This window comes from Mesorhizobium sp. M1E.F.Ca.ET.041.01.1.1, from assembly GCF_003997355.1.
Taxonomy (GTDB): domain Bacteria; phylum Pseudomonadota; class Alphaproteobacteria; order Rhizobiales; family Rhizobiaceae; genus Mesorhizobium.
Genome location: NZ_RZSL01000773.1, coordinates 1 through 2,359, shown reverse-complemented (window position 1 = coordinate 2,359; position 2,359 = coordinate 1). Strand labels below are relative to the sequence as shown.

General features: G+C 55.4%; 4 protein-coding genes and 1 pseudogene. 3 read left to right on the top strand and 2 right to left on the bottom strand.

Annotated elements, in window-relative coordinates; genetic code table 11:
- The first annotated feature begins 85 nt into the window (after nt 1-85).
- From EOA38_RS33940 to EOA38_RS33930, 3 genes are read left to right on the top strand one after another with little or no spacing between them, the layout of a single operon-like run.
- Nucleotides 86-511, top strand: a complete 426-nt coding sequence (locus EOA38_RS33940; protein ID WP_127221914.1) for a hypothetical protein — start codon at nt 86-88, stop codon at nt 509-511.
- Nucleotides 511-1,122 carry a class I SAM-dependent methyltransferase gene (locus tag EOA38_RS33935; protein ID WP_127221913.1) on the top strand — a complete coding sequence of 204 codons (612 nt, stop codon included), beginning with the start codon at nt 511-513 and terminating at the stop codon, nt 1,120-1,122. The genes EOA38_RS33940 and EOA38_RS33935 overlap by 1 nt, the downstream gene beginning before the upstream one ends.
- 33 nt (nt 1,123-1,155) lie before the next feature.
- Nucleotides 1,156-1,362 (top strand): cold-shock protein, encoded by a 207-nt coding sequence (locus EOA38_RS33930; RefSeq protein WP_127221916.1) that lies wholly within the window; start codon nt 1,156-1,158, stop codon nt 1,360-1,362.
- 132 nt (nt 1,363-1,494) lie between these two features.
- On the opposite strand, the gene EOA38_RS33925 is transcribed toward EOA38_RS33930, so the two are convergent.
- Both EOA38_RS33925 and EOA38_RS39875 read right to left on the bottom strand, forming a co-directional pair.
- On the bottom strand, nt 1,495-1,959 hold the full coding sequence (locus EOA38_RS33925) for a MucR family transcriptional regulator (RefSeq protein ID WP_127221912.1): 465 nt from the start codon (nt 1,957-1,959) through the stop codon (nt 1,495-1,497).
- A gap of 111 nt (nt 1,960-2,070) precedes the next feature.
- Nucleotides 2,071-2,359: pseudogene (locus EOA38_RS39875) on the bottom strand (hypothetical protein); the annotation flags it as partial.

Below are 2,359 nucleotides of genomic sequence, written 5' to 3'. Positions count from 1 at the left end.
GAGATAGATTGGATGCCCCATTTCAAAATCTTCCCGCACTGGACTCGCATTCGATGCTAAAGAGAATCGAAAGGCGAGGTTTAAGATGTCGAACGATATAGCGAATGAACCACCTGATCAAAAGGTGATTTACGAACAGCGGTGTGAGGATTTCCGTTCGCTCAATGGATTTCTCTGGCAATCGCCTCTCATAGTTATGACGCTTACCGGCGGCTTGTGGTTTGCTGTTGCAAGCTTCGATATCAACGATCGCGCACGATCGATGTTGCTTATATTTGCCGGCATCTCGAATCTTTTGATGATCATCGCGCTCATTCGGCTGCGATATGTAATGCAGCGGGTGCTCGCTGACATTCGCAGCTACGATAGCAAAGGCAAGATTGGGGGAAATTTCATTATCGTTGGGACTTTCTGCGCACTCCTGCTGTTCGCAGCACTCGGCTCCTTCGTGACGAGTTGCGGGCCAGCAGCATATTTCACAAAGAACGCCGCCACCAAGGCAACCCCCTAATGAAGGCGGAAGGATCACTCGATTCTGTCACCTACTACGACCAGTTGGCTGCGGATTTGGCGCCACGATACGACGCCGTCACCTTCGATGTCATCCATCCAAATCTTTCCGAACATCTTCCGACTCAAGGCCGGGTCCTCGACATAGGCTCAGGAAGTGGGCGCGATGCACGAGGGCTTGCAGCTCGGGGGTTACAGGTCACAGCAATCGAGCCGTCCATCGCATTTCGGCGTCTTGGAGAAGCGAATAGTGTCCGCGGAATAACCTGGATCGACGATCGCCTGCCAACGCTTGCTCGGTTGGGCAAGGTGCCGCCGTTTGACTTCATTCTTTGCTCGGCGGTGTTGATGCTGCTCGCCGCCGGCGATCTTAGGGACGGCTTTCGAAGGATGGCGCATCTTCTAGCGGGGCATGGCCGTCTTGCTGTTGACATTCGAGACCCAATGCCCAGTGAGCCGATCGGCGTTTTTCATGCGCACTCTGACGCACAGATCCTGGAGGCTGCAGCCGCCGGCGGGTTAACTTGCATTGATTTTGCTGAAAGAAACGATGGGTTGGGGCGTCCGGCATATCTGTGGCGCAACTATGTCTTCGCTCACGCAATGCCATGATGCGACGGGTTCCGAGCAGAGAGTAAACTCAATCTGTTAGTCCGCAGTTCAAATCCCTTCAACAGCACCAAGGGGATTATACAGCCCGACAATGGCGGTCAGGATGTTTTCGTCCACATTTCCGCTGTCGAACGCGCGGGCCTCTCGACGCTGAATGACGGCCAGAAGATCAACTATGAGATCGAACAGGACCGCCGCACTGGCAAGTCCTCTGCCGGCAGCCTCAGCAAAGCTGGCTGAATTTCCCTGTGTCCCGGCAAGATCGAATGAACGCGAGCTAAGGCGGGGAGGATTGGTCCCCGCAATTTCTTATGCCGCGCGGATCATGCCGGCAGCAGCTGCGCGGTGGAAAACGACCCTTGAGAGATAAAGTCAGGCTGCGACCTTCTTGCGGGTCCGCGTCGCCGGCGCCGGCGTTTCCGACTCTTTTGGTTTGCGGCCGAGACCGATTGTCTTGGCCAGCACCGAGCGCGCCGCAGCGTAGTTCGGCGCGACCATCGGATAATCTGCCGGCAGGCCCCATTTGGTACGATATTCGTCCGGGGTAAGCCCATAGTGGGTTGAAATATGGCGCTTTAGCGATTTGAATTTCTTGCCGTCCTCAAGGCAGATGATGTAGTCCGCCGACACCGACTTCTTGATCGGGACCGCAGGCTTGAGAGCCTCCGGCTCTGCCGCGGCGACGCCTCCGGCAGTGCTTTTCAAAGCCGCGTGCACTTGGCCGATCAGGGCGGGGAGATCGCCCACTGGGACTGGATTATTCGAGATATAGGCTGAGACGACATCAGCGGTAAGCTCGATGAGGCTGTCGAGATTGTGATCGGCTTCTTCTGTCATGAAACTCTCCGGGTGGCTTGAAAGACAGCAGGCGAAGTCCTGCTACATACCGGTGGGCGCCGCCGAAAGCAATAAATGTCTCGGCAGCTTAAGTATCGCCACAAGCTAATTCTAATACGCGACGGGCTCCGTAATCGTCGGCTGCAAGGCGCCTGAACCGACGTCTAGCCGTGTCATCTTGAGTTTTTGTAGTTCCGAAAACAACATGACGAAATTCCGCGCACCATGAAAACACAGCCAGGTGAATGGAACGTGGCATTCGTTCGTCAGTGACAAGTCTATTCCTGGTGCTTGTCTTTCTTGTGAACTGATCGGGTTTCCGCCGGAGCTTGGTCCGAGAAAGAATTCAAACACGACTTGGGGCTGACCGAGCGATGTCGCCTGCAGGGCTGCCGGGGTC